The organism is Mesorhizobium sp. M0923 (assembly GCF_040319365.1).
Classification (GTDB): Bacteria; Pseudomonadota; Alphaproteobacteria; order Rhizobiales; family Rhizobiaceae; genus Mesorhizobium.
Window position 1 is genome coordinate 214,933 of the sequence record NZ_JAMYNW010000003.1, and the last position, 25,098, is coordinate 240,030.

General features: G+C 62.4%; 25 protein-coding genes and 1 other RNA gene. 6 read left to right on the forward strand and 20 right to left on the reverse strand.

What is annotated here, in order from left to right; all coding sequences use genetic code 11:
* Positions 1 to 2: 2 nt before the first annotated feature.
* The 4 genes from NKH89_RS07115 to ssrS form a co-directional block, all read right to left on the reverse strand.
* Positions 3 to 767 (reverse strand): TerC family protein, encoded by a 765-nt coding sequence (locus NKH89_RS07115; RefSeq protein ID WP_352494148.1) that lies wholly within the window; start codon positions 765 to 767, stop codon positions 3 to 5.
* Positions 768 to 837: 70 nt separating this feature from the next.
* Positions 838 to 1,662 carry a TIGR00282 family metallophosphoesterase gene (locus NKH89_RS07120; protein WP_352908538.1) on the reverse strand — a complete coding sequence of 275 codons (825 nt, stop codon included), beginning with the start codon at positions 1,660 to 1,662 and terminating at the stop codon, positions 838 to 840.
* Between the two features lie 81 nt (positions 1,663 to 1,743).
* Entirely contained in the window at positions 1,744 to 2,331 is a 588-nt protein-coding gene (locus NKH89_RS07125; protein WP_023719645.1) for a 5-formyltetrahydrofolate cyclo-ligase, read from the reverse strand.
* 80 nt (positions 2,332 to 2,411) lie between these two features.
* A non-coding RNA gene (ssrS, locus tag NKH89_RS07130) (6S RNA) lies at positions 2,412 to 2,567 on the reverse strand.
* A 176-nt stretch (positions 2,568 to 2,743) separates the two neighbouring features.
* On the opposite strand from ssrS, the gene NKH89_RS07135 reads away from it, so the two are divergent.
* From NKH89_RS07135 to msrB, 5 genes are all read left to right on the forward strand, one after another.
* A complete protein-coding gene (locus NKH89_RS07135; protein ID WP_023719646.1) occupies positions 2,744 to 3,583 on the forward strand; it encodes an AAA family ATPase in 840 nt (279 codons plus the stop codon).
* Positions 3,584 to 3,701: 118 nt separating this feature from the next.
* Positions 3,702 to 4,148 carry a GNAT family N-acetyltransferase gene (locus tag NKH89_RS07140; RefSeq protein WP_023719647.1) on the forward strand — a complete coding sequence of 149 codons (447 nt, stop codon included), beginning with the start codon at positions 3,702 to 3,704 and terminating at the stop codon, positions 4,146 to 4,148.
* An 8-nt stretch (positions 4,149 to 4,156) separates the two neighbouring features.
* Positions 4,157 to 5,347, forward strand: a complete 1,191-nt coding sequence (locus tag NKH89_RS07145; protein WP_352908539.1) for a vWA domain-containing protein — start codon at positions 4,157 to 4,159, stop codon at positions 5,345 to 5,347.
* A complete protein-coding gene (locus NKH89_RS07150; RefSeq protein WP_352480939.1) occupies positions 5,348 to 6,169 on the forward strand; it encodes an MBL fold metallo-hydrolase in 822 nt (273 codons plus the stop codon). It begins immediately after the preceding gene.
* A gap of 108 nt (positions 6,170 to 6,277) precedes the next feature.
* Positions 6,278 to 6,682 (forward strand): peptide-methionine (R)-S-oxide reductase MsrB, encoded by a 405-nt coding sequence (msrB, locus tag NKH89_RS07155; RefSeq protein ID WP_352480940.1) that lies wholly within the window; start codon positions 6,278 to 6,280, stop codon positions 6,680 to 6,682.
* A gap of 3 nt (positions 6,683 to 6,685) precedes the next feature.
* Here the strand turns inward: msrB and NKH89_RS07160 are convergent, their stop codons facing one another.
* The 13 genes from NKH89_RS07160 to NKH89_RS07220 form a co-directional block, all read right to left on the reverse strand.
* Positions 6,686 to 7,000: a hypothetical protein gene (locus NKH89_RS07160; RefSeq protein WP_023719651.1), complete on the reverse strand. Its 315-nt coding sequence runs from the start codon at positions 6,998 to 7,000 to the stop codon at positions 6,686 to 6,688.
* 71 nt (positions 7,001 to 7,071) lie between these two features.
* A complete protein-coding gene (locus NKH89_RS07165) occupies positions 7,072 to 7,512 on the reverse strand; it encodes a hypothetical protein (protein ID WP_023719652.1) in 441 nt (146 codons plus the stop codon).
* Positions 7,513 to 7,563: 51 nt separating this feature from the next.
* The gene (locus NKH89_RS07170; protein WP_023719653.1) at positions 7,564 to 7,824 is read right to left on the reverse strand and encodes a DUF2312 domain-containing protein; all 261 of its coding nucleotides are present in this window, start codon (positions 7,822 to 7,824) and stop codon (positions 7,564 to 7,566) included.
* A gap of 161 nt (positions 7,825 to 7,985) precedes the next feature.
* Positions 7,986 to 11,444 (reverse strand): pyruvate carboxylase, encoded by a 3,459-nt coding sequence (pyc, locus tag NKH89_RS07175; RefSeq protein ID WP_352908540.1) that lies wholly within the window; start codon positions 11,442 to 11,444, stop codon positions 7,986 to 7,988.
* A gap of 174 nt (positions 11,445 to 11,618) precedes the next feature.
* Positions 11,619 to 12,737 carry a branched-chain amino acid ABC transporter substrate-binding protein gene (locus NKH89_RS07180; protein WP_023719655.1) on the reverse strand — a complete coding sequence of 373 codons (1,119 nt, stop codon included), beginning with the start codon at positions 12,735 to 12,737 and terminating at the stop codon, positions 11,619 to 11,621.
* Between the two features lie 140 nt (positions 12,738 to 12,877).
* On the reverse strand, positions 12,878 to 13,225 hold the full coding sequence (locus tag NKH89_RS07185) for a DUF6867 family protein (protein WP_023719656.1): 348 nt from the start codon (positions 13,223 to 13,225) through the stop codon (positions 12,878 to 12,880).
* A 17-nt stretch (positions 13,226 to 13,242) separates the two neighbouring features.
* Positions 13,243 to 13,971 carry an ABC transporter ATP-binding protein gene (locus NKH89_RS07190; protein WP_023719657.1) on the reverse strand — a complete coding sequence of 243 codons (729 nt, stop codon included), beginning with the start codon at positions 13,969 to 13,971 and terminating at the stop codon, positions 13,243 to 13,245.
* A complete protein-coding gene (locus NKH89_RS07195; protein ID WP_023719658.1) occupies positions 13,971 to 15,482 on the reverse strand; it encodes an ATP-binding cassette domain-containing protein in 1,512 nt (503 codons plus the stop codon). The genes NKH89_RS07190 and NKH89_RS07195 overlap by 1 nt, the downstream gene beginning before the upstream one ends.
* Positions 15,482 to 17,077: a high-affinity branched-chain amino acid ABC transporter permease LivM gene (gene livM, locus NKH89_RS07200; RefSeq protein ID WP_352480943.1), complete on the reverse strand. Its 1,596-nt coding sequence runs from the start codon at positions 17,075 to 17,077 to the stop codon at positions 15,482 to 15,484. The genes NKH89_RS07195 and livM overlap by 1 nt, the downstream gene beginning before the upstream one ends.
* A 4-nt stretch (positions 17,078 to 17,081) precedes the next feature.
* The gene (locus NKH89_RS07205) at positions 17,082 to 17,984 is read right to left on the reverse strand and encodes a branched-chain amino acid ABC transporter permease (protein ID WP_023719660.1); all 903 of its coding nucleotides are present in this window, start codon (positions 17,982 to 17,984) and stop codon (positions 17,082 to 17,084) included.
* Positions 17,985 to 18,318: 334 nt separating this feature from the next.
* On the reverse strand, positions 18,319 to 19,320 hold the full coding sequence (locus NKH89_RS07210) for a 4-hydroxyproline epimerase (protein ID WP_352480944.1): 1,002 nt from the start codon (positions 19,318 to 19,320) through the stop codon (positions 18,319 to 18,321).
* Positions 19,321 to 19,348: 28 nt separating this feature from the next.
* A complete protein-coding gene (locus NKH89_RS07215; RefSeq protein ID WP_352815015.1) occupies positions 19,349 to 20,599 on the reverse strand; it encodes an NAD(P)/FAD-dependent oxidoreductase in 1,251 nt (416 codons plus the stop codon).
* Positions 20,600 to 20,647: 48 nt separating this feature from the next.
* Positions 20,648 to 21,541, reverse strand: a complete 894-nt coding sequence (locus tag NKH89_RS07220; protein ID WP_352908541.1) for a dihydrodipicolinate synthase family protein — start codon at positions 21,539 to 21,541, stop codon at positions 20,648 to 20,650.
* A 103-nt stretch (positions 21,542 to 21,644) separates the two neighbouring features.
* Here NKH89_RS07220 and NKH89_RS07225 point away from each other — a divergent pair, with 103 nt between their 5' ends.
* Positions 21,645 to 22,298 (forward strand): GntR family transcriptional regulator, encoded by a 654-nt coding sequence (locus tag NKH89_RS07225; protein ID WP_352908542.1) that lies wholly within the window; start codon positions 21,645 to 21,647, stop codon positions 22,296 to 22,298.
* Positions 22,299 to 22,312: 14 nt separating this feature from the next.
* On the opposite strand, the gene NKH89_RS07230 is transcribed toward NKH89_RS07225, so the two are convergent.
* The 3 genes from NKH89_RS07230 to NKH89_RS07240 form a co-directional block, all read right to left on the reverse strand.
* The gene (locus NKH89_RS07230; RefSeq protein ID WP_023719665.1) at positions 22,313 to 22,627 is read right to left on the reverse strand and encodes a hypothetical protein; all 315 of its coding nucleotides are present in this window, start codon (positions 22,625 to 22,627) and stop codon (positions 22,313 to 22,315) included.
* Between the two features lie 304 nt (positions 22,628 to 22,931).
* Complete coding sequence (locus NKH89_RS07235) at positions 22,932 to 23,231, reverse strand: hypothetical protein (RefSeq protein ID WP_023719666.1); 300 nt, start codon at positions 23,229 to 23,231, stop codon at positions 22,932 to 22,934.
* A gap of 307 nt (positions 23,232 to 23,538) precedes the next feature.
* A complete protein-coding gene (locus NKH89_RS07240; protein ID WP_023719667.1) occupies positions 23,539 to 25,035 on the reverse strand; it encodes a CoA-acylating methylmalonate-semialdehyde dehydrogenase in 1,497 nt (498 codons plus the stop codon).
* Positions 25,036 to 25,098: the final 63 nt, after the last annotated feature.

Sequence of the window (25,098 nt, forward strand, 5' to 3'; positions counted from 1 at the left end):
CCTCAGTGCCCGCCGCCCTTTGCCTTCTTCCGCCGCCGGGCCAGCATGTTGAGCCCTTCGACCAGTGCCGAAAAACCCATGGCAGCGTAGATGTAGCCCTTCGGAACGTGGTAACCCATGCCGTCGGCGATCAGCGTCATGCCGATCATCAGCAGGAAGCCGAGCGCCAGCATGACGATGCTGGGGTTCCTGGCGATGAAATCGGCCAGCGGCCCGGCCGCCAGCATCATCACGCTCACCGCCACGATCACCGCGATGTACATGATCGCGATTTCGTCGGTCATGCCGACCGCGGTGATGATTGAGTCGATCGAGAAGACGAGGTCGAGCAGCAATATCTGGAAGATGGCGCCGGCCAGCGAAAGCTGCAGCGTTTCGCCCATCATCGTGTCCTGGTGATCATCGAGATCGACCGTGTGGTGGATCTCCTTGGTCGCCTTCCAGACGAGGAACAGGCCGCCGGCAATCAGGATCAGGTCGCGCCATGAAAAGCCGTGGCCGAAGGCGGTGAATATCGGCATCGTCAACTGGACGATGATCGAGATGGTGGCCAGCAGGATCAGCCGCATCACCAGCGCGGCGGAGATGCCGAGCCGCCGGGCGCGGGCTCGCTGCGCTACCGGCAATTTGTTGGTCAAAATCGAGATGAAGATCAGATTGTCGATGCCGAGCACGACCTCCAGCACGATCAGCGTCAGCAGCGCGACCCATGCCGTCGGGTCGGAGACAAAGGCGAAATGCGGCGCCAGGAATTCGACTAGCTGCATGGAGGTCGTCCCCTCTACGATCTAGAGCAGTTTCGCCGGCAATTGGGTATTGCAAGCGTCCATATCAATGTCACGACCAGAAGGAAGGAGCCGTTTCCTCCAGCCGCGGGCCGCGGCGAAACGGCGCGATCCGTTCAGTCAGGCCGCTACGGTCGGAAATGTCGACGCCGAGGCCGCACAATGTCGCCGGTCCGGTCGACGCCTCGAAACGGCCTTTCGGCACCTTGGACAAAAACCGGTTGAGCGGCTCCTCCTTGTCCATGCCGAGCGAGGAATCGTAATCGCCGCACATGCCGGCATCGGAAATATAACCGGTGCCGCCATTGAGGATCTGGTGATCGCCGGTCGGCTGATGCGTGTGGGTGCCGACAACAAGGCTGGCACGGCCGTCGACGAAATGGGCGAAGCACATTTTTTCCGAGGTCGCCTCGGCATGGAAATCGATGACGATCGCATCGGCCTGCTCGCCAAGCGGACAAGCGGCAAGTTCGCGCTCGCCGGCCTGGAACGGATCGTCGAGCTCGGGATGCATGAACACCCGGCCCATGATGTTGGCGACCAGCACGCGCGCGCCGTTCCTGGCGATGTAGACGCCTGAGCCGCGCCCCGGCGTGCCTTTCGGGAAGTTGGACGGACGCAGGAAGCGTTCCTCGCGCGGCGCGAAAATCAGCGCATCGCGTTGGTCCCAGACATGGTTGCCGGTGGTGACGACATCGGCGCCGGCCGAGATCGTCTCGCGAAAAATCTCCTCGGTGATGCCGAAGCCGCCGGCGGCGTTCTCGCCATTGACGATGACGAAGTCGAGTTTGAAATCCGAGATCAGGCCGGGCAGTTGTTCCCACACCGCCGTACGTCCTGTCTTGCCGACCATGTCGCCGAGAAAGAGAAGTCTCATATAAGCGTGATCCTGAACTGAAGGTCAGCGAAGCAAAAAGCTGCATGACTTTCGGAAAAGACCATGCGTCCAGGAACTTATCTACAATTTCGGCGCGAACAGGCGCAACCCGCTCTCGGTGAGTATTTCCGGAATGATCACGTCATGCGGCTCGTCCGGCACCAGGGCCACCTCCTGGCAGTCGAAGGCAATGCCGATCAGCCGCGGCTGCTGTCCGTTGTCGGCCAGCCGCGCGATCGCCCGGTCGTAATAGCCGGCGCCGTAACCGATGCGGTGGCCGCGCGCATCGAAGGCGGCAAGCGGCACCAGCATCACCTGCGGATCGAGTACCTCGGCTTCCTCATGCGGCCCGACGGTGCCGAAGCCCATGTCGATCATTGGCGCGCCGCGCACCAGTTCGCGAAAAACGATGGTGGTCTTGTCGAGAATGGCCGGCAGGCAGAGCCTCGCGCCCTTCTCGCGCAAGGCAAACATCAGCGGCCGGACGTCGACTTCCGAGCGCATCGGCCAGAAGCCTGAGACGATCTGGCCCGGCTCGACGGTGATCCGGTCGCGCGCCGTCTCGGCCATTTCGAGTGCTGCCTCTACCCGCCAGAACGGATCGAGCGCGTCGCGGCGCCCGAGGGCTTCGTTGCGGAGATTTTTTTTCAGGTCTTTTCGGAAGGTCATGGAGCCAGGATAGAAAAAGTCGGATCTGGACGGGGTTTTGGGAGCGACGTTTCCTACCGCATGGCCCACTGAAATGTGAGTGACGATCCACACAACCGGTGGAGAGAGCGATCCCGGGAACCTACAAAGTAGGTGGGCGCCGTATGAGAAAACCCACGGGTCTTCCCAGGGACAGCTCCCTAGGGATCATTAAGGCCCCGGGGAAAATGTTCTCCTGCCGGGAAGCGCAGACCGTCCCCGCCAATATAGGCAGACGGCAGGCCCAGCGCCAGAGAGACGACACGCTTCGAGTCTTAAATCGACGCAGAACCCCTCAACGAGGTCAGCGCCGGCAAGATCCCCGCTTCGCCAGCAGCGCCTTGCACAGCGAAGGCCGCGTCCTTAGGGTCGCGCGATGAACCCGGGAGCAAAAATGCGTTTCGAAGGCACGGCAGCCTATGTTGCCGACAAGGATCTGATGGTGGCGGTCAACGCGGCGATCGCGCTGGAGCGGCCGTTGCTGGTCAAGGGCGAGCCCGGCACCGGCAAGACCGAACTTGCCCGCCAGGTGGCGGCAGCGCTCGGTCTGGATCTGATCGAATGGCACGTCAAATCGACCACGCGGGCGCAGCAGGGTCTCTATGAATACGATGCCGTCTCGCGGCTGCGCGACAGCCAGCTCGGCGACGAGCGCTTCAACGACATTCGCAATTACATCAAGCGCGGCAAATTATGGAATGCCTTTGCGGCCGGCAAGAAAGTCGTGCTTCTGATCGACGAGATCGACAAGGCCGATATCGAGTTCCCCAACGATCTGTTGCAGGAATTGGATAGGATGGAGTTCTTCGTCTACGAGACCGGCGAGACCATCCGCGCCACCGTCCGGCCGATCGTCATCATCACCTCCAACAACGAGAAGGAATTGCCGGACGCCTTCCTGCGCCGCTGCTTCTTCCACTACATCCGCTTCCCCGACGTCGACACTTTGCACAAAATCGTCGACGTGCATTATCCCGGCATCAAGCAGAAACTGGTGCGAGCGGCATTGACCCAGTTCTATGAGATCCGCGATGTGCCCGGCCTGAAGAAGAAGCCGTCGACCTCCGAGGCACTCGACTGGATCCGCCTGCTGGTCGCCGACGACATCGCGCCCGAGGACCTGCGCGCCGACCCGAAGAATGCGTTGCCGAAACTGCATGGCGCGTTGCTGAAGAACGAACAGGACGTGCATCTGTTCGAGCGCCTGGCCTTCATGGCGAGACGGCAGGGGTGAGGGGCTGGTCAGTCGGAAGCCGACGAAAGCCCTCGGACAGCGGTTTCCCGTCGCTGGACCGTTGCCCTTGGTCAGGGACGGAGGCAGCTTCGGGTTGCCGAGTTCAGAGGGAAATGAAATGACCGAGATCACCGTCCGCCCATTGGCGCAATCCGACCATGCCGATTGGCGGCGTCTGTGGACCGCCTATCTCACCTTCTACGAAACCAAGTTGCCGGAAGCGGTTTACGCCGTCACCTGGAAGCGGCTGTTCACGGCGGGCGAGTTCGAGCCGAAAGGCTTCATCGCCACCCTCGACGGCAAGGCCGTCGGCCTGACGCACTATCTCTACCATCGCTCCTGCTGGTCGGAGATAAACAACTGCTATCTGCAGGACCTGTTTGCCGACCCCGATGTGCGCGGCAAGGGCGTCGGCGCCGCCCTGATCGAAGCGGTCAGGCAGGAAGCCGGCAAGATCGGCGTCAAGAACGTCTACTGGATGACGCACGAGACCAACACCACCGCACGCAAGCTCTACGACCATGTGGCGCGCAGGACCGGCTTCATCGAGTATGATCTGCTGTAGACCGTGAGATGTTCATCCCCTTCTTCCTCGAACTGAAGGCAGCGCGGGTTCCGGTCTCGCTCCGCGAATATCTGTCGCTGCTGGAGGGGCTGGAGGCCGGGCTGGTCGACTATGATGTTGAGGGCTTTTACTATCTCGCCCGCGCCGCTCTGGTGAAGGACGAGCGCCACATCGACCGCTTCGACCAGGTCTTTTCGCACATCTTCAAAGGTGTCGAGGCGCGGGCTGGCGAAAACCCGGTCGATGTCGCAAACATCCCGGAGGAATGGCTGCGGAGGCTCGCCGAAAAGCACCTGACCGATGAGGAGAAGAAGCTGGTCGAGGCGCTGGGCGGCTTCGAAAAGCTGATGGCGACGCTGAAGAAGCGACTGGAGGAGCAAAAGGGCCGGCATCAGGGCGGTTCGAAATGGATCGGCACCGGCGGCACCTCGCCCTTCGGCGCCTATGGCTACAATCCCGAAGGCGTGCGCATCGGCCAGCACGAAAGCCGCAACCGCCGCGCGGTAAAAGTCTGGGACAAACGCGAGTTCAGGAATTTCGATGATGCCGTCGAGCTCGGCACCCGCAATATCAAGGTCGCGCTGAAACGCCTGCGCCGCTGGGTGCGCGAAGGTGCCGAAGAGGAATTCGACCTGCCAGGGACCATCCACGCCACCGCCGAGCACGGATATCTCGACGTTAAGACACAACCCGAACGTCGCAATGCGGTCAAGCTGCTGATGTTCTTCGATGTCGGCGGCTCGATGGACGACCACATCAGGAGCGTCGAGGAGCTATTTTCGGCTGCCCGCGCCGAATTCCGCCAGCTCGAATATTTCTATTTCCACAACTGCCTCTACGAGGGCGTGTGGAAGGACAATCGCCGCCGCCATGCCGAGGTGATTCCGACCTTCGATCTCCTGCATAAATATGGCCCCGACTACAAGGTGATCGTCGTCGGCGACGCCTCGATGAGCCCCTACGAGATCGCCCATCCCGGCGGCTCGGTCGAGCACTGGAACAAGGAGGCCGGCGCCGTCTGGCTTGGGCGGTTGCTGCAGCAATGGCCAAATGCCATATGGCTCAACCCGGAAGCCGAGAAAAACTGGGGTTTTACCCATTCGATTGCCATGATCCGCGATATTTTTGACGGCCGCATGTTTCCACTGACGCTCGCCGGCCTCGAAGCCGCGAGGAAGCAACTTTCAAGGAAGCACTGAATGGATCCACGCAAAACAGGAAGGTCGACCTGTTTCCTTTGCCTGCAATGCGGTGTCCAGTTCGCGGCGACAGCGACGCCGCCGCGACATTGCCCGATCTGCGAGGACGAGCGGCAATATGTGCGTTGGGAGGGCCAGGCCTGGACCACGCCGGAAGAGCTCGCCGCCGGCCATCGGCTCGCGATGAGAGACGACGCCGGCGTGCTCGCCTTCGGCATCGAGCCGCGCTTCGCCATCGGCCAGCGGGCATTGCTGGCGCAAACGCCGCACGGCAATGTGCTGTGGGACTGCATTTCGATGGTCAGCGACGAGGCGGTGGCCGAGATCAACCGCCGGGGCGGCCTCGCCGCCATCGCCATTTCCCACTGCCATTATTATTCGGCAATGGTTGAGTGGAGCGAGGCGTTTGGCGGCGTGCCGATTTATCTGCACGCCGATGATTGTCAGTGGATCATGCGGCCGCATCCGGCGATCATCAGCTGGCAAGGCGAGACGCGCGCCATAAACCCGTCGCTGACGCTCATCCGCTGCGGCGGCCACTTTGCCGGTGGCCAGGTGCTGCACTGGAAGCGCGACGGCGGCAATGCCATCCTGGCCGGCGACATCGTGCAGGTGACGCCGACTCGCCGCCATCTCAGCTTCATGTACAGCTACCCGAACTACATCCCGCTCAACGCTTCGAAAGTGCTCGGCATCAAGGCCGCGCTGGAGCCTTTCGCGTTCGACCATATCTATGGCGCGTGGTGGAACCAGAACGTCATCGGAGATGCAAAGGCGGCATTTTCAGCATCGGTTGCGCGCTATCTCGCCGCCATCGCCTGAGGAATTCTTCGCGACAGGATAGAAATACGGGCAAACGCGGTAACAAATCCCTATTTCAGGCGAAGTTGGGAAGGCAACCCAAATAGCGACCTAAGCTAAGAGGAAAAAATGGACAGCCACACCTACCCCGTTACCCGCACCGACGCCGAATGGCGCGCCCTGCTGACGCCTGAGCAATATGCGGTGATGCGCAACCACGGCACCGAGCGGCCGGGAAGCTGCGCCCTGCTGCACGAGAAGCGCGCCGGCACCTTCTCCTGCGTCGGCTGCGACCAACCCTTGTTTGAATCCAAGCTGAAATTCGAGAGCGGCACCGGCTGGCCGAGCTTCAACGACCCGGTGCCGGGTTCGCTCGAGACTACTGTCGACCGCAGCTACGGCATGGTCCGCACCGAATGCCATTGCGCCCGCTGCGGCAGCCATCTCGGCCACGTCTTCGAGGACGGCCCGCCGCCGACCGGTCTGCGCTATTGCATCAACGGCGTGGCGCTCAAATTCGAGCCGGCCGCCTGATCGTCAGGCCACGACCACCAGGATCAGCCACAACGTGGCGCCAAGCGTCATCAGCGAGGCCTTGGCGCCACTTGATTTTCCGGCAGTTCGCCAAACGGCAAAAGTCAGGAAGATGTTGTAGGGCACCGGCGCGAAATGCACCGCCAGAACCAGCGCAAGCGGCAGCTTCAGCCCGAGCAGAATGAGCGCCACCACCGACGACGCGACGTTGATCGCTGTGCCGACAACAACCAGGTCGCGCCAGAACAGCCGATCGAGCGGCACGCCGCCGAGCCAGCGTGAGCGGAAGAAGGCGGCAACGCGCGACATGATCGTCATCGATCCACCGGCTCCCTCGCTCTGCTCACCAGCGCAACCCTTCCACAAGGATTGCGTCTGGAAACCCTGCTTTATTCCTGACCCAGAACTTCGGCAATCGCGCGCTCGAAACGCGAGGCTTCCGTCACCAGCCAGTCGGTCATCGCCGGCCAATTGTCTTCGGCAAAACAATTCACCCGCCACATCGAATTGATGCCGAGGCCGTCGCAACTTTGTTCTGGCCTGAGCTTCAGCCTGTCTTCGATGGCCGGCTGGAACGGCTTCAGCCGCGACCAGGCTTGCGTGGCACCGAACTTCTCGTTGCGGCCGAAGAAGACGCCGACATGATTCTGCGCAGGCGCGACGTACATGGAAAGGACCAATGCGAAGTCGGGCAGCCCACGCTGCCAGAACCACGGTCCACGCCTCGCCAGCAGAGCCCTTTCATCCGGATGCCGTTCCGCGAACAGCGTCCAGAAGCTGCGTTGGCGGAATTCAGAGGCGCGGCGGGCGCCAAAATCGAATTCGCTCATGGTTCGAACCGTCGAGGGGCGCCGCAACCGGCGCCCAAGGCTGTTATCGGCCTACACCATTCCAAGCGCGGCCTTGTACAGATCGAGGATGGACTCCTCTTCCTGCCGCTCGGCCTGGTCCTTCTTGCGCAGCCGGATGATCGACCGCATCGCCTTAGTGTCGAAGCCGGTGCCCTTGGCCTCGGCGAACACTTCCTTGATGTCGTCGGCAATCGTCTTCTTCTCTTCCTCGAGCCGCTCGATGCGTTCGATGAAGGCGCGCAGCTGGCCGGCGGCAACAGTCTGGCTGGTTTCGGTGATGTCGTCGGCCATATTCTTCACTCCGCGTCGTTTCTCGCCGCGACTCACGGGGACCCGAGCGGCGAATTGCAGCGGTTCGATGCCCGACCGGGCGCGGCGGGTCAAGGTGCTATCGATGCGGCATGAAGGGGCTGCTGCCAGGCGCCGACAAGGCTCTCTGATGCCGGCCTATTTCACCCGAACGCGATCAGCAGATCCTTGGCATCGATCTGGTCGCCGGCCTTGACCAGCACCTCGGCTATGGTGCCGTCGCGTTCGGCATGCAACGCCGTTTCCATCTTCATCGCTTCGATCGACAGCAGCACGTCGCCGGCCTTCACCGCCTGGCCGGCAGCGACCACAAGCGCCGAGACGACGCCAGGCATCGGCGCGCCGACATGCGCCTCATTGCCCGGCTCCGCCTTGCGCCGTGCCTTGGCAGCGGAGGCGCCATGCGCCCGGTCCGGCACCTTCACCCGGCGCGGCTGGCCGTTGAGCTCGAAGAACACGGTGACCATGCCCTTTTCGTCGACATCGCCCATGGCAAGGCAGCGCACCACCAGCGTCTTGCCTTTTTCGATGTCGACGAAAATCTCGTCTTCCGGCTTCATGCCGTAGAAATAGGTCGGCGTCGGCAGCACGCTGACCGGCCCGTAGGTCTCCTGCGCGGCGGCGAAATCCGAAAACACCTTCGGATACATCAGCCACGACGCGAACTCGAACTCACTGAGCTTGCGCTCGAGCTTTTCCTCGACCTCCCTGCGGCTGGCCGTGAGGTCCGCCGCCTTGAGCAGCGAACCCGGCCGCACCGTGATCGGCTTTTCGCCCTTCAGCACCTTCTTCTGCAATGGCTTTGGCCAGCCGCCCGGCGACTGGCCGAGGTCGCCGCGCAACATCGACACCACAGAATCCGGGAAGGCGATGTCCCGCGCCGGATTCTCGACGTCGGCGACGGTCAGGTCCTGGCTGACCATCATCAGCGCCATGTCGCCGACGACCTTGGACGACGGCGTCACCTTGACGATATCGCCGAACATCAGATTGACGTCGTGATAGGTCTGCGCCACTTCGTGCCAGCGCGTCTCCAGCCCAAGCGAGCGCGCCTGTTCCTTGAGGTTGGTGAACTGCCCGCCAGGCATTTCGTGCAGATAGACCTCCGATGCTGGCCCCTTCAGGTCGCTTTCGAAGGCGGCGTACTGGTTGCGCACCGCCTCCCAGTAGAACGAGATATTCCTGATCCATTGCGGGTCGAGGCCCGGATCGCGCTCGGTGCCCTTCAGCGCCTCGACGATCGAACCCAGGCATGGCTGCGAGGTGTTGCCAGATAGCGAATCCATCGCCGCGTCGATGCCGTCGACACCGCTCTCCACCGCTGCCAGCACGGTGGCCGCCGACAGGCCGGATGTGTCGTGCGTGTGGAAGTGGATCGGCAGGTCTGTCGCCTCGCGCAGTGCCTTGAACAGCACGCGGGCAGCACTCGGCTTTAGAAGCCCCGCCATGTCCTTGACGGCAATGATATGGGCGCCCGCCGCCTGCAATTCGCTGGCCAGGCCGACATAGTATTTCAGATCGTATTTCGCCCGCGCCGGATCGAGTATGTCGCCGGTATAGCAGATCGCCGCTTCGATCAGCCTGCCCTCGGCGCCGACCGCATCCATGGCCACACGCATGTTCTCGACCCAGTTCAGGCAGTCGAAGACGCGGAACAGGTCGATGCCGCCAGCAGCGGCCTGGTGGACGAAATGCTGGACGACGTTGTCGGGATAGTTGGTATAGCCAACGCCGTTGGCGCCACGCAGAAGCATCTGCAGCAGAAGATTGGGGGCTGCCTCGCGCACCAGCGACAGCCGCTCCCATGGATCTTCGGTGAGGAAGCGCATGGCGACGTCGAATGTTGCGCCGCCCCAGCATTCGAGCGACAAAAGCTGCGGCAGAGCGCGCGCATAGGTGCCGGCGATGCCGGCGATGTCATAGGTGCGCACACGCGTCGCGAGCAAGGATTGATGCCCGTCGCGCATTGTCGTGTCGGTGACCAGCACCTCTTTTTGCTCGCGCATCCACGCCGCGAATTTCTCCGGCCCGAGCACGTCGAGCTTCTGCTTGCTGCCGTCAGGCACATTGCCGTTGAGATATGGCACCACCGGTGGCGCCGCATCTGCTTTTGGCTGCGGCCGGCCGCGCGTCTCGGGATGGCCATTGACCGAAACGTCGGCAAGATAGTTGAGCAGCTTGGTCGCGCGGTCCTGCCGCTTCACGCTGGCGAACAGTTCCGGCGTCGTGTCGATGAACTTGGTGGTGTAGGAATTGTCGGCGAAGCTCCGGTGATTGATGATCGCCTCGAGAAAGGTGAGATTGGTCGCCACGCCCCGGATTCGGAATTCGCGCAACGCCCGGTTCATGCGGGCGATGGTCTCGGCCGGCGTCGGCGCCCACGCCGTCACCTTTTCCAGCAATGGATCGTAGAAGCGGGTGATGACCGCGCCCGAATAGGCGGTGCCCCCATCAAGGCGGATGCCGAAGCCGGTGGCGCCGCGATAGGCGGTGATGCGGCCATAGTCGGGGATGAAATTATGCTCGGGGTCTTCAGTGGTGATGCGGCACTGCAGCGCGTGCCCGTTGAGCCTGATGTCCTTCTGCGTCGGCACGCCCGATTCCGCCGTGCCGATGGCAAAGCCGTCGAGTATGTGGATCTGTGCTTTGACGATGTCGATGCCGGTCACTTGTTCGGTGACGGTGTGCTCGACCTGGATGCGCGGATTGACCTCGATGAAATAGAATTTTCCGGTATCGGCATCCTGCAGGAACTCGACCGTGCCGGCGCCGATATAGCTGGTTTCGCGCGCGATCCTCAGCGCATAGGCGCAAAGCTCCTCGCGCTGCGACATTTCGAGATAGGGAGCCGGCGCCCGCTCGACCACTTTCTGGTTGCGGCGCTGGATCGAACAATCGCGCTCGAACAGATGCACCGCATTGCCATGCGTGTCGCCCAGCACCTGCACCTCGACATGGCGGGCGCGCTCGATCAGCTTCTCGAGATAGACCTCGTCCTTGCCGAAAGCCGCCTTCGCCTCACGCTTGCCTTCCATCACCTCGCGGGCGAGATCGGCCTCGGAGCGGATGGCGCGCATGCCGCGGCCGCCGCCGCCCCAAGATGCCTTGAGCATCACCGGGTAGCCGATCGTCCTGGCGAGTTCCTTCACCGCCGCCATGTCGTCCGGCAAGGGATCGGTGGCGGGAATTACCGGCACACCGACTTCGATTGCGAGATTGCGGGCGGCGACCTTGTTGCCCAGCCTGCGCATCGTATCCGGCTTTGGCCCGATGAAGATGATGCCGGCCGTGGCGCAGGCCTCGGCGAATTCCGGGCTCTCCGACAGCAGGCCGTAGCCTGGATGGATGGCATCGGCGCCCGAAAGCCTGGCGACGCGGATAACCTCCTCGATCGACAGATAGCTTTCGATCGGCCCCATATCCCTGGTCAGGTGCGGCCCGCGCCCGACCTGGTAGCTTTCGTCGGCCTTGAAGCGATGCAGGGAGTATTTGTCTTCCTCCGCCCAGATCGCCACGGTTTTGAGGCCGAGTTCATTAGCCGCGCGGAAGACGCGGATGGCAATTTCGGAGCGGTTGGCGACAAGGATCTTCGAGATTGCCAAGGACAGGGCTCCGGACACGGGGAAGGGAACTGCCGGACATGATTAGCGCGAAAATGCTGCAGTGCAAACAAAATCGGGCAGCGGCTAAACCGATTTAAATCAACTCGATGTCGTCAAAACGGAAATGCCCGGCGCAAGCGCCGGGCATCTCCAAAATTATCGTCGTCGACAGGCTTACATCTTCTGGATGTAGGTGTACTTGCCGTCGTCGCCCTTCTTCCACTCGTACATGACGTAGCCGGGCAACGTCGGATCGCCCTTCGCGTCATAGGAGAGGTCGCCCAGAACGGTCTTGAACGGACCCTTCTCATGCAGCGCCTTGGCAACTTCCTGCGGGTCGTTCGACTTGGCAACGGTGGCTGCTTCGGCGATCGCCTGCATGGCGGCGTAGGAGTAAAGCGTGTAGGCCTCCGGTTCGAAGCCCTGCGCGCGGAACTTCTCGACGAGTTCCTTGTTCGTCGGGATCAGACGCGGATCCGGGCCGAACGTGTTCAGCGTGCCCGCAACTGCGTCGCCAGCGATCGAGGCCAGCTCGTTCGACACGATGCCGTCGCCGGAAACCAGCGTCGCCTTGAGGCCCTGGTCAGCCGCCTGGCGGATGATCAGGCCGGCTTCGGTGTGCAGGCCACCCCAATAGATGATGGAAACGCCGGCTTCCTTCATCTTGGCGATCAGCGCCGAGAAGTCCTTGTCGCCGACATTGACGCCTTCGTACATGACTTCCGTCAGGCCGGCTGCGTTCATCGCCTTCTTGGTCTCATCGGCAAGGCCCTGGCCGTAGGTCGTCTTGTCGTGGATGACCGCGATCTTGGCATCCTTGAAGTTCGCCGCGAGATAGGCGCCGGCGATGCTGCCCTGCTGGTCGTCACGTCCGCAGGTGCGGAACGTGTTCCACATGCCGCGTTCGGTGAACTTCGGATTGGTCGCGGCCGGCGTGATCTCGAGGATGCCGTTTTCCGCGTAGACTTCCGACGCCGGGATCGAGACGCCCGAGTTGAAGTGGCCAACCACGAACTTGACGCCGTCGCCGACGAACTTGTTGGCGACCGAGATGCCCTGCTTCGGATCGGAGACGTCGTCGCCGACCGAGAGCTTGATCTGCTCGCCATTGATGCCACCGGCCGCATTGATGTCGGCGACGGCCTGTTCGGCACCCTTCTGCAGCTGCGCGCCGAAGGCGGCATTCGGACCGGTGATCGGACCGGCGACGCCAACCAGGACGTCAGCCCACGCGCTGCCGCTGAACGCGATCAGCGCGGTCAGGGCGACGGCGGACAAAAGTGATTTTTTCATGTAAAACGCTCCCATTTACGGAGTGGGCGTTGGATGATGCTTTCATGCGATGCCCACTTTTACTCGCAGAAAACGTACTTTGCCGATTTTCAGGCACTTGTCACGCCGATTCATCCCCGAAACGGCGTTAATCATGAACGTCAACCTTTCGGCTTCCAGCTCAAAACCGATGCTCTTTCATAGAGCCAATTATACTGTGTCACCATCTGGTTTGTGCGCGTGTATTGATAGCCGATGAAGCCCAATATCATCAGTACGATCGTATCCACGATATAGTAATGCAGCGAGAACATCGTGCCGCCGAACAGCGCGTGATGAATGAACCTTACGCCAATGCCAAGGCCGAGCATGTAGGCGAACAATTGGAGGAAGCTGCGCCATGTCTGGGCGCTGGCCTTGCCGGTCATCCATGCCGCCCAGCCGCCGAGCAGGCAGGTGACGAAGAAGAACTGCCAGATCGAGGGTTCCTCGTAGAGAATGCCCTGCATGATGAAGTCTCCTGAACTCAGTGGTGGCCGCCTTCGAGATAGGCGGCGCGCACTTCCGGATTGGCGAGCAGCTCCTTGCCGGTGCCGCTCATCGTCACATTGCCGTTGACCATGACATAGCCGCGCGTCGCGAGCTTCAGCGCGCCGAAGGCGTTCTGCTCGACCAGGAACACTGTCAGCCCTTGGGTCCGGTTCAACTCGCGGATGGCGTCGAAGATCTGCTTCACGATCAGCGGCGCCAGGCCGAGCGACGGCTCGTCGAGCAGGAGCAGCTTCGGCCGTGCCATCAGCGCACGCCCGATCGACAGCATCTGCTGTTCGCCGCCCGACAGGGTGCCGCCGCGCTGGGCGATGCGTTCCTTCAGGCGCGGAAACAGCGTGAACACCTTCTCGACGTCCTCGTCGTAATGCTTGAGGCCGTCGAGGCTGGCGCCCATCTGCAGGTTTTCCATCACCGTCATGCGCGGGAAGATGCGCCGGCCCTCCGGCGACTGGGCGATCCGCATGCGCGCGATCTCATGCGTTGGCATCTGGGTAATATCGGTGCCGGCGAAGGTGATCGTGCCCGCCCGGGCCCGCGGAGCACCAAAAATGGTCATCATCAGCGTCGACTTGCCGGCGCCGTTGGCGCCGATCAGCGCCACGATCTCGCCCTGCCTGACGGTGACGTCGACACCGTTCAGCGCCCTGATGTTGCCGTAGTAGGTCTGGACGCCTTTGATATCGAGCAGCGTTGTGCCGGCCATCACTTGCGCCCTCCGCGCTTGCCCGCAGGTGCGGCAGCAGTCTTGCCGGCAACTGTTTTCGCAGTTTTCCCGGAAGCGTGGCTCGTTTCCACTTTCCCGGCGTCGACGCGGCGCGAAAATTCCGTCTCCTTGCCGGCGGCGAGAAGCTTGGCCTGACCAACCCAGTCCTCACGGGCGATGCGTCCGTCGAAGGCGAGATAGGCCTCGACGGCCGCGACGTCGGCTTTCTTCCATGCCGCGATCTGGTCGAAATGGAAGATGCCGTGCTGGTTAAGCTTCTTCTCGTTGACCGTGCCGATGCCCTTGATGCGGGTCAGATTGTCGGCCTCGCCGCCACGTGGCGCTGTGAGCCGGTTCGAAACGCCCGCGACCTTCGACTTGGCCGGCGCCTTAGCCGTGGAGGGTTTCGCGGTCGGCTTAGCTGCAGCGGGTTCCGCCTTGGCCGGGGGAGCGGCGGCTTGCGCTGCTGCCTTGCTTGCCGCGGCACTCGACTTTGCATCGAACTGCCCGGCTTTCGAGGCGCCTTTCGACACGGTCACGCGCTCGCCCTCGCTGTGGCCGATCGTATCGGTCACCGGTCCGGCGAGATACGAAGACGATGTGCCTGGGCCGTGCGCGGAATCGGGACCGGTGTCCAATTGCTCGATGACGTCCTCGTCGCCGACTTCGGTCAGTACCGTCTCGACTTCCTCGTCTTCGACGCCGAGATAGGCAGCGATGACGCGCGGGTCCGTGCGTACCGAATGCGGGCTGCCGTCCGATATCTTGCGCCCGTATTCGAGCACCACGACGTGGTCGGAAATCTGCATGACCACCGCCATGTCGTGCTCGATCAGCAGGATCGAGGTGCCGGTGTTGTCTTTGATGTCCATCAGCAGCGCGTTGAGCGCCATTGATTCTTTCGGATTGAGGCCGGCAGCCGGCTCGTCGAGGCAGAGCAACTCCGGACCCGTGCACATCGCCCGCGCGATCTCGAGGCGTCGTTGCGCGCCATAGGGCAGGTCGCCGGCCGGGTCGTCGGCACGGTCGACGAGATCGGCCTTCTCCAGCCAGTGCCTGGCCAGTTCGACCGACTCGGCCGATGCCTTCCGGTAGCCGCTGAAGCCGAACAGGCCGAGCACGGTGTAGCCGGACGCCTTCATCAGCTTGTTGTGCTGGGCTACCAGCAGGTTCTCGAGCAGCGTCATGCCCGAGAACAGGCGGATGTTCTGAAAGGTGCGCGCCACCTTGGCGCGTGCCGGGATTTCATGGTTCGGCAGGCGTTCGAGCAGATAGCTCGAGCCGTCGCGCCTATTGAGCGTGAGCATGCCTTCCGACGGTTTGTAGAAACCGGTGATGCAATTGAACACCGTGGTCTTGCCGGCGCCGTTCGGTCCGATCAGCGCGGTGATCTCGCCGCGCTTGGCCTGGAAGGAGAGATCGCCGATGGCGACCAGACCGCCGAATTTCATCGACAGATGGTCGACCTGCAGGATGGCATCGTTCATGGGAGATGGGTTCGTATCACTCATCAGCCGTGGCCTTCCTTGGTGAAGGAGCCGGATACGGCCTTGCTCTTCTTGAGGAAGGCTGTCGGTTCACGGCTGCCGACGAAGCCGCGCGGCTTCCACAGCATGACGATGACCATGGCCATGCCGAATAAAAGCATGCGGTAGAGTTCCGGGGTGAAGTCGGGGCCGAAGACCTGCTTCAGGAAATCGAGTTCGCGCAGCACCTCCGTGCCGCCGATCATCACCATGGCGGCGACGGCGATGCCAACCAGCGAACCCATGCCGCCAAGCACGACCATAGCCAGAATGATGGCCGACTCCAGGAAGATGAAGGATTCGGGGCTGACGAAACCTTGCCGTGCCGCGAAGAACGAGCCGGCGAAGCCGCCGAACATGGCGCCGGTGGCAAAGGCAGTGAGCTTGGTGGTGGTGGTGTTGATGCCGAGCGAGCGGCAGGCGATCTCATCCTCGCGCAGCGCTTCCCAGGCGCGGCCGACAGGCATGCGCCTTAGCCTTATCGTGACGAAGGCGGTGAGCAGGCAGAGCCCCAGGATCAGATAGTAGAGGAATATCTTGTAGTAGGCGCTCGATGTGGCGATATCCAACACCTTGGCGATATAATTCGGATCCGAAACGTTGAACGTCATCAGGCCGAAAAAGGTGACCTTGGGGATGCCGGAGATGCCGGCCGAGCCGTTCGTAACCTCGCGCCAATTGATCAGCACGAGACGAATGATCTCGCCGAAGGCAAGCGTCACGATCGCCAGATAATCGCCGCGCAGACGCAGCACCGGAAACCCGAGCAATACCCCCCAGAAGGCGGCCATGGCGCCGGCGGCGGGCAGCAGGATCCAGAACGACAGGCCAAAATGCGTGCCGAGCAGCGCATAGGCATAGGCGCCGACCGCGTAGAAGGCGACGTAGCCGAGATCGAGCAGGCCGGCGAGGCCGACGACGATGTTCAGCCCCCAGGCCAGCATCACATAGATCAGGATCTGGATGCCGAAATTGTCGACCCATTTCAGTGAACCCTGGAACCCGCCGGCCATCGACCCTGCGTACACGGCAAGCACCGCCACGACGATGATCGGGTAGAGCGCCAGTGCGGTTATGCCCAACGCCGAGAAATGGGCGAGGATGAAGGTGCGGAAATAGAACAGCACCGAGGCCAGCGCATAGATGATCGCCAGCGCCCGCGCGAAGCGCGCATAACCGGCGAGACCCGGCCCCAGCAAACCATCGAGCGAGCCGGCCAGCAGCGCCAGCACAGCCACTACGACGACGGCAGCAATGAAATACGGCAACCGGAAGAACCGCGTCGCCACGCTTTCCGGCAACAGCCCGGTGGCGATGTCGGCAATCTTCTGGTTGGCCAGGAAGGGCTGGCCGTAGGCAACGTAGAGAAAGCGGCCGAGCATGGTGGCGATCACCACGGCGGCGAGCAGGCCCCAGCGCTGTACGAGGATCAGCTCGTTGGAGATGTTCTGATCGGTCCGCAGGCCGATGAACAGCACGAACAGGCCGAGCGCGATGGCACCAGCATAAAGCGCCTCGCGCGTGGCGCGTTGCACTGGGGTGGCGACGACGCCGCGCTCCGGAGATACAGTGACCGCCATGACCTCAGACCTTTTCGACTTCTGGCCGGCCCAATATGCCGGAAGGCAGGAAGATCAGGACGATCGCCAGGATGGAGAAGGCGGCGACGTCCTTGTAGTCGATCGAGAAATAAGCCGACCACATGCTTTCGATGAAGCCGATCATCAGCCCGCCGAGCACGGCGCCGGGCAGCGAGCCGATGCCGCCGAGCACCGCCGCGGTGAACGCCTTCACGCCGGGCGTGAAACCGTCGGAGAAGGCGATGACGCCGTAATACATCAGGAACAGCGTGCCGGCGACGGCAGCAAGGGCCGCACCCATGACGAAGGTGATCGAGATGGTGCGGTCGACGTCGATGCCAAGCAACGCCGCCATCTTGCGGTCCTGCTCGCATGCCCTTTGCGCCCGGCCCAGTGAGGTCTTGTTGACCAAATACCAGAACAGCGCCAGCAGCAGCGCGGTGACGATGACGATGATGATCTGCTTCAGCGATACGCTGATGCCCTCGATGTTGTAGACCGTGGACACCATCGGCGGGATCGGCTTGTTGCGCGGCCCTTGCGTCACCTGGACGAAGTTCGACAGGGCGATCGACATGCCGATCGCGGTGATCAGCGGGGCCAGCCGAAACGAACCGCGCAAAGGCCGGTAGGCCACCTTCTCGATCGTCCAATTATACAGGCTGGTCAGCAGCATCGCGACGATCATCATGATCAGCAGCGCGATCACCACCGGCAAGGAATAGAACAATGCGCCGAGAATGAGGAAAACGATGAGGGCGGTGAATGCCCCGACCATGAAGATGTCGCCATGGGCAAAATTGATCATGCCGATGATGCCGTAGACCATCGTATAGCCGATCGCTATCAGCCCATAGATCGATCCCAGCGTCAGCCCATTGATAAGCTGCTGGACAAAATACTGCATGCTGTCGTGGCTCCCCTGGAATGTCGCCCATGCAGACGCATTCCTTTTCGTATTTCCCCTAGTCGTAAAGTTTCGAGCCCGGATTGCAACGTGATTTTTCGATGGCTATGCGTGTTTTCGCCGCACGCCGTCCGATTGCCCGTTTTATTCCCGTCCGGCCCCTGGACCATCGCGGACCCTACCATTGGCCTAACGCAATGTCTTTGACGATTCAACCGCACCATGCGCCTCGTTTCGAAGAAATCGCCGTCAAAATAAGTTGATGAGCGGGATCGTTGCGTCGTTGATCGCAATCCGTTTACGCTCTCTTTCTTCCCCTGCGTCAGCGTTTTTTCTATTTGACGACGAAGCCGTGCGCGAACGGGTCGCGGTCGTCGATGAAGATCGTGTTCAATCCGGTCATCCGTGCCCAGCCGCCGATCGACGGAATGATCGCCGGCTTGCCGGCGACGGTGACCTCTTTTTCCACCCTGCCCTTGAACAGCGAGCCGATGATCGATTCATGGACGAAGTCGTCGCCAACCCCAAGCTTGCCCTTGGCGTGAAGCTGCGCCATCCGCGCCGAGGTGCCGGTGCCGCAGGGCGAGCGGTCGATCGCCTTGTCGCCGTAGAAGACGGCGTTGCGGGCATCGGCTTGCGGGTTGGTCGGCGCACCGGTCCACAATATGTGCGACAGCTTGTCGATGCCGGGATTCTCCGGGTGGACGAAGGAATATTTCTCGTTGAGCCGCTGCCGCACCACCGGGCTCCAGGCGATCAGCTCGCCCGCCGAATGGTCGGCCATGTCGCGATAGTTCGTTTGCGGTTCGACGATGGCGTAGAAATTGCCGCCATAGGCGACATCGACGCTGATCTCGCCGAGCCCGGGGCATTCGACCGTCAGTCCCTCGGCATGGAGGAAGGACGGCACATTGGTGATGCGCACCTCCTCGACATAGTCGCCGACCTGCTTGTACTCGGCGACGACCAGGCCCGCCGGCGTATCCAGCCTGAGCACGCCCGGCGTCTTCGGCTTGATCAGCCCATGTTCGACGGCAAAGGTCACAGTGCCGATTGTGCCGTGGCCGCACATCGGCAGACAGCCGGAGGTTTCGATGAACAGGATGGCGATGTCGCAATCCTCGCGCGTCGGCGGATAGAGGATCGAGCCGGACATCACGTCATGGCCGCGCGGCTCGAACATCAGCCCGGTGCGGATCCAGTCATATTCGGCCAGGAAATGCGCTCGCCGCTCCATCATCGTCGAGCCGTTGAGCAGCGGTCCGCCGCCGGCGACCAGCCGCACCGGATTGCCGCAGGTGTGGCCGTCTATGCAGAAGAAGGAATTCTTGGCCATGCCGGCTCCCAACTGAATGTCTTCGATCTCAAAACCGTTGCGGACTGAACGGACCGAGATCGAGCGATGGACTCTGCCCGAGAACGAGCTCACGGATCAAGCGTCCGGTCGCCGCGGCCTGGGTCAGGCCGAGATGACCATGGCCGAAGCCATACACCACCGACGGCGTTTTTTGCGACCGCCCGATCACCGACAACGAATCCGGCAGCGACGGCCGGAACCCCATCCATTCGCGGCCATTGGCCGGATCCAGCCCTGGCAGGAATTTTTGCGCCTTTTCGAGCAGTGCTTTCGAGCGCGCATAATTGGGCGGCCTTTCGAGGCCGCCGAGCTCGACCGCGCCACCGACGCGCAGGCCGGTCTCGAGCGGCGTGATGACAAAGCCATGCCCGGAGAAGATCAATTGCCGCTTTACGTCGAACGCAGTCTTCGGCAGCGTCGTGTTGTAGCCACGCTCGGTCTCCAGCGGGATGCCGTCGCCGAGATGTCTTGCCAGCAGATGCGACCAGGCCCCGGCAGCGATGACGACATGCTTTGCCCGACGCGTCGTACCGTCGGCCATGGTCAGGATCGCGTCGCCCTGTCCCGCCTCGATACGCTCGATCCGGGCCTTTTCGAACCCCGCGCCCAACCTCTCGGCATAGGCCCATAAGGCCTTTCCAAGCAGCTTGGGGTCGGCGACGGTCTTCCACCCCGGCACGAACGTGCCCCTGGCGAAGCGCGGCGACAGGCCGGGCTGCAAGGCGGCGAGAGCGCTGCCTTCGACATGGTTGAAGCCGATGCCGAAGCGCTGCCTTGCCGCCCAGCCGGGCAGCGACGCCTTGAACTCGGCCTCGCTTTCGTAGAGTTCGAGCGAGCCGTCCTCGTGCAGCATCGGCCGTGTGCCGGAACGGTCGAGCAAGCCCATCCATTCCGCCTCGGCGAGCTTCATCATCCCGGCCTGCGCGGCAAGGCCGGCTTCATAGCGGTCGCTTCGGCCGGCCCGCCAGAAGCGGACCAGCCAAGGCAACAGCTTCGGCAAATAGGCGGGCGGAATACTGAGCGGGCCGAGCGGGTCGGCGAGCCATTTCGGCAGCTGCCTGATCATGCCCTTGTGGGCGAGCGGCAGCACATCGGAGAAGGCAAAGGCAGCGGCATTGCCGGAGCTGGTTTCCTCGCAGATCCCCGTCCGATCGAAGATCGTGACGTTTCGCCCCGCCTCGGCCAGAAAGGCGGCGGCGCAGATGCCGATGATGCCGCCACCAATGATGGCAACATCGAGCGTAGCATCATCATTCATTGCCATGCGCCGCGCTGCACATCTGCAAATACCCTCGAAGGGACTGGATCAGAATGCCGGCAGCTCTGGCCGCACCGCCAGCGCGTCCCTGACGGTCTTTTCGACAGCCTTGCGCCGCTCGCCCGCCAACGGCTGACGCGGCATGCGCACCCGGTCATTGGTATCGATGGCGAAGACCTCCGCGAGCTTGATGTTCTGCACCAGATAGGTCGAGACGTCGAGGTCGAGCAGCGGCCGGAACCAGCGGTAGATTTTCAACGCCTCCTCGCGGCGGCCCTGTCTCATCAATTGATAGATGGCGACTGTCTCGCGCGGGAACGCGGTGACCAGGCCCGCCACCCAGCCAATGGCGCCGACCGACAGCGCCTCGAAGGCAAGATTGTCGACGCCGGTGAACAGGTCATAGCGGTCGCCGAGGCGGTTGATGATCTCGGTCGAGCGGCGGATGTCGTCGGAGGACTCCTTGATGGCAACGAAGCGCTGGTCCTTCGCCAGTTCCTCCATCTGGTCGACAGTGACGTCGACGCGGTAGGCAAACCGGTTGGAGTAGATCATCACCGGCAGGTCGCCGGCCGCGGCGACGGCGCTGAGTGCCGCGACTGTCTCCTCGGCATTGGTATGGTAGATCGGGCTCGGCACCACCATCAAACCGTTGGCGCCTTCTTTTGCGGCGCGGCGCGCGATCGTCGCCGCCTCGCGTGTGCCGGCTTCGTTGACCGTCAACAGCACCGGTTTGTTGCCGGCGATCTTCTGCGCGGTCTTCAGCACCTCGATCTTTTCGTCATGCGACAGCATCGGTCCTTCGCCAAGCGAGCCACAGACGATGATGCCGTCGCAGCCGGCCTCCATCTGCAGCGCAAAGCAGCGCTCCATCTCGGCATGGTCGAGGCGATCATCCTCGGTGAATTTGGTCGTAACGGCGGGGAAAACTCCGGCCCACATGTCGGTTGCTCCATCTGATATATCAGTCGTATATTTCTTAAGAAGCCGGCTGTCAACGTTGAATCTGATATGATATATCAAAAATATATCAGGAGATGCCGCATTGGTATATGACAACCGAGGCTCCGAGCCGGCGACTGCGAAGGCCTACCGCAGGCTCGAGCATATGATCGTAACGCTCGAACTGGCGCCCGCGAGCTTCATCACCGAGGGGGCGCTGATCGACAGGCTCGGCCTTGGCCGCACCCCGGTGCGCGAAGCGATCCAGCGGCTGGCCTGGGAGGGGCTGCTCGAGGTCCGGCCGCGTGCCGGCATTGCCATTGCCCCGCTTCACCCTGGCGACTGGCTGCGCGTCCTCGACGCCCGCCGCGGCGTCGAGGTCGTGCTTGCCCGCTCGGCCGCCCGCTTCGTCACCCGCGAGGCCGCCGACCTGTTTCATGACGCAGCGCTGGCCATGCAAAAGGCCGTGATTTCGGAAAATGTTCTTTGCTTCATCCAAGCCGACAAGGCGCTTGATGAGGCGCTGGCGCTGGCTGCAGACAACCCGTTCGCGGCGCGCCTGGCGGCGCCCTTGCAAACCCACAGCCGCCGCTTCTGGTTCCGCTACAAGGCCGATACCGGCTTGGCCGAATCCGCCGAGCACCATGTCGCATTGATCCGCTCGATCCTCGCCGGCGACGAAGAGGCCGCGGCCAAGGACGCCAAGCGGCTGATGGCGTTGCTGCGCGGCCACGCTGAGGCAGCTGCTACGCGCTGACGCCGCCCGCTCCCTCATGAGTTTTGGCCGGGCAGGGCGTCCACGCTTTCCCAATTTTCGCCGGCTGCGACAATGCAGCTTCTGCCGGCGACGTCGGTCACGATGACCGTCCAGCTTCCGCTATCGGCGACAAAAACTTCCATGACCGCCTCCTGACCGATCAGTCCGAGAGCAAACTGTCTTTCCTGGAAATTCTCGGCCAGGTGGGCGACGAGGTCGCCATGTTCAACGCAGTATTGATATTGGGCGCTTGCGGCATTCGTACCCACCGCGAATAAGCCAGCAAAAGCTACGGTCTTCACCCATCCTAACAGCGATTTGCGTGCCATAGGGCACCTCCTTTGCCATCACGATCCGGCAAAGGGAGGTGATTGACGGCCTCATTTTGCCGGAGCGATCCAGGCCGGTTCCGACGTCATCATCGCGTCGCTCCTTTCCGTGTTCCGGTCTGCCGCCAGCGGGAACGATTCTGGATGTTCTCGCTATGTTCCATATATGGTATCGCTAACGAAAAATAGCAAGCCGTGCGCGCCTCAAGTGGGCGCGGGGAGATCCGTTTCAAGGTCGCCGAGAACAGGGCCGCAGCCCGGCTGTCGTGCCGAGGCTGCGGCCAGGTGAATAGGAAGGCCTACTTCAGGTACCGGGCAGCGCCGCTATCGTCATCGCGCTCTCCCAGCCTTCGCCGACTGAAATCACGCAGCTTTGACCTTTTGTATCGCTGGCGAGGATGGTCCAGGTGCCCTTGTCGGAAACGAAGACTTCAAGCACCACATTCGGATTGACGACGCCAACCGCGCTCGGGTTTTCATGAAACTTCTCGCCGAGCGCCTTGACCATATCGGCGCGTGCCGCGCATTGCTCGGCAGCCATTGCCGGGATGGCGGAAAGCGCCGCCGTTGCCGCGCAAGCTATGATCGCCATGAGACGTGTCATCTGACATCTCCTTTGCGCCGGACGATATCCCCCGGAGCCGTCACCAGCGCCGTTGGTTGATCTGCCAACTCCTCCTTCGCGGCAGGACTGCAACCTAAGAGGATTGCTGCCTTCTTGGTTCCATCACATTCGTGTTCATGCCGATGAGGACGGCGACAAAAAAGGCCCGGGCTCCAAGCCCGGGCCTTTTCTTGCTTTCTGCGATTTGGATCAGTTCATCGTCGGGATGACGAACTCGGCGCCGTCCTTCACGCCGGCCCGCGCGCCCGCAGCCGAAGCGAGGACGCGCAGACAGGAAACCGTCCGGCTAATTCATCGTCGGGATGACGAACTCGGCGCCGTCCTTCACGCCGGACGGCCAGCGCGACGTCACCGTTTTGGTCTTGGTGTAGAAGCGGAACGCGTCCGGCCCGTGCTGGTTGAGGTCGCCGAACGAGGACGCCTTCCAGCCGCCAAACGTATAGTAGGCGATCGGCACCGGGATCGGCACGTTGATGCCGACCATGCCGACCTGGACTCGCGAGGCGAAATCCCGCGCCGCATCGCCGTCGCGGGTGAAGATGGCGACGCCATTGCCCATCTCGTGCTCGTTGGCGAGCTTGATGGCGTTTTCGTAAGTCGGCGCGCGCACCACCGACAGCACCGGCCCAAAGATCTCTTCCTTGTAAATGCGCATGTCGGCAGTCACGTTGTCGAACAGGCAGCCGCCCATATAGTAGCCGTTCTCGTAGCCCTGCATGGAAAAGCCGCGGCCATCGACCACCAGCTTGGCGCCTTCCTTGACGCCGGTGTCGACATAGGATTTGACCCGCTCCAGCGCCTGCGCCGTGACCAGAGGGCCGAAATCGGCGGAAGAATCCGTCGACGGACCGACCTTCAGGCTCTCGACGCGCGGCACCAGTTTTTCCATTAGGCGGTTGGCGGTGTCGTTGCCGACCGGGACGGCCACCGAGATCGCCATGCAGCGCTCGCCGGCCGAGCCGTAGCCGGCGCCGATCAGCGCGTCGACGGTCTGGTCCATGTCGGCATCGGGCATGATGATCATGTGGTTCTTGGCGCCGCCGAAGCACTGCACGCGCTTGCCGGCCGCGCAGCCGCGCGAATAGATGTACTGGGCGATCGGTGTCGAGCCGACGAAACCGATAGCCTTGATGTCGGGATCGTCGAGGATGGCGTCGACCACTTCCTTGTCGCCGTTGACGACATTGAGGATGCCCGCCGGCAGGCCGGCCTCGATGAACAGTTCGGCAATCCGCATCGGCACGCCCGGATCGCGCTCCGACGGCTTGAGGATGTAGGCATTGCCGCAGGCGATGGCCGGCGCGATCTTCCATAACGGGATCATCGCTGGAAAATTGAACGGCGTGATGCCGGCGACGACGCCGAGCGGCTGGCGCATCGAATAGACGTCGATGCCGGGGCCGGCGCCATCGGTGAACTCGCCCTTCATCATATGCGGCGCACCGATGCAGACCTCGACCACTTCGAGGCCACGCTGGATGTCGCCCTTGGCGTCGGCGACGGTCTTGCCGTGTTCGCGCGCCAATATCTCGGCCAGCGCATCATACTCCTTGGCGACCAGCTCGAGGAACCGCATCAAGACGCGCACGCGCCGCTGCGGGTTGGTTGCCGCCCAGCCGGGCTGTGCCGCCTTGGCGTTTTCGACCGCTGCGCGCAATTCCGCCTGCGAAGCCAACGCCACCGTGCCACGCACCGTGCCGTCCATCGGCTGCATGACGTCCTGCTTGCGGCCGCTGGTTCCGGCGACACGCTTGCCGCCGATGAAATGACCGTATTCGATCATGGTCTCTCTCCCTGGTTCGTGATGAGGCATTGTCCGCCTTTGCGGGAGCGATGGCAACGCGAG